Origin of the sequence: Streptococcus infantis (genome assembly GCF_047460405.1) — a bacterium.
Taxonomy (GTDB): domain Bacteria; phylum Bacillota; class Bacilli; order Lactobacillales; family Streptococcaceae; genus Streptococcus; species Streptococcus infantis_Q.
Genome location: NZ_JASHGH010000042.1, coordinates 1 through 1,435, shown reverse-complemented (window position 1 = coordinate 1,435; position 1,435 = coordinate 1). Strand labels below are relative to the sequence as shown.

Genomic DNA, 1,435 nt, shown 5'->3' with positions numbered 1-1,435 from the left:
TGAACTGCACCCCAAAAGTTAGACATAAAAATCTAACTTTTGGGGTGTTTTTATTATGAAATTAACTTATGAAGATAAAGTTCAAATATATGAATTAAGAAAGAAAGGAGAGAGCTTTAGACAACTTTCAAATCAATTTGGGATAAACATTTCTAATCTTCAGTACATGATTAAATTGATTGATCGTTATGGAATAGAAATCGTCAAAAAAGGAAAGAATTGTTACTATTCTCCTGAACTAAAACAAGAGATCATTGATAAAGTTCTTCTTGAGGGGCGTTCACAAATTAGGGTGTCTCTGGATTATGCCCTTCCAAGTAGTGGATTACTTTCGAATTGGCTGGCACAATATAAGAAAAACGGGTATACTATTGTTGAGAAAACAAGAGGGAGACCACCTAAAATGGGACGTAAGCCAAAGAAGAGATTTGAAGATATGACAGAATTAGAACGTCTTCAAGCAGAAAATGAGTACTTGAGAGCGGAGAATGCCATTCTAAAAAAGTTGAGAGAACTCCGATTGAGGGACGAAAAGGAGCAAGAAGAAAAACGGAAATTGTTCAAGGACTGGTAACAGAGTTTTCGTTAGATATCCTTCTAAAGATTATTAAGCTTGCCCGTTCAACCTATTATTACCACTTAAAACAGCTGGATCAAAGCGATAAAGATTATGATATTAAAGCTGAAATTCAGTCAATTTATACTGAGCATAAAGGAAATTACGGCTATCGTCGCATGACTCTAGAATTACGAAATCGTGGCTTCGTAGTGAACCATAAGAAGGTGCAGCGTCTTATGAAAGTACTTGGTTTAACGGCTCGAATTCGCCGTAAACGGAAGTATTCTTCATACCAAGGAGAGGTTGGCAAGAAAGCAGATAACCTTATTCAACGTCAATTTGAAGCAACCAAACCAATGCAAAAGTGCTACACAGATGTGACAGAATTTGCCATTCCAGCAAGCAGCCAAAAGCTTTATTTATCACCAGTTTTAGATGGCTTTAACAGTGAAATTATCTCCTACAATCTTTCTACTTCGCCGAACTTAGTACAAATGAAAGCTATGCTAGAACAAGCATTTACAGAGAATCATTACGAAAATACAATTCTCCATAGTGATCAAGGATGGCAATACCAACACGATTTCTATCATCATTTTTTAAAGAATAAGGGAATCCAACCATCTATGTCACGTAAGGGAAATAGCCCAGATAACGGTATGATGGAATCTTTCTTTGGCATTCTTAAGTCTGAAATGTTTTATGGTTATGAGAATACGTTTCAGTCACTTGAGCACTTGGAACAAGCTATTGTAGACTATATTGATTACTACAACAACAAACGAATTAAGGTAAAACTAAAAGGACTTAGTCCTGTACAATACAGAATTAAATCCTTTGCTTAAATTAATTGTCTAACTTTTTGGGGTCAGTACA

The 1,435-nt window shown here is 35.5% G+C and carries 1 protein-coding gene; it reads left to right on the top strand.

What is annotated here, in order from left to right:
• The first annotated feature begins 55 nt into the window (after positions 1 to 55).
• Positions 56 to 1,404, top strand: a protein-coding gene (locus QM928_RS09840; protein ID WP_148131311.1) for an IS3 family transposase whose coding sequence is annotated in 2 segments (ribosomal slippage) — positions 56 to 506 and positions 506 to 1,404 — 1,350 coding nt in all. Because the reading frame shifts where the segments join, the coding sequence is not laid out codon by codon here.
• Positions 1,405 to 1,435 lie beyond the last annotated feature (31 nt).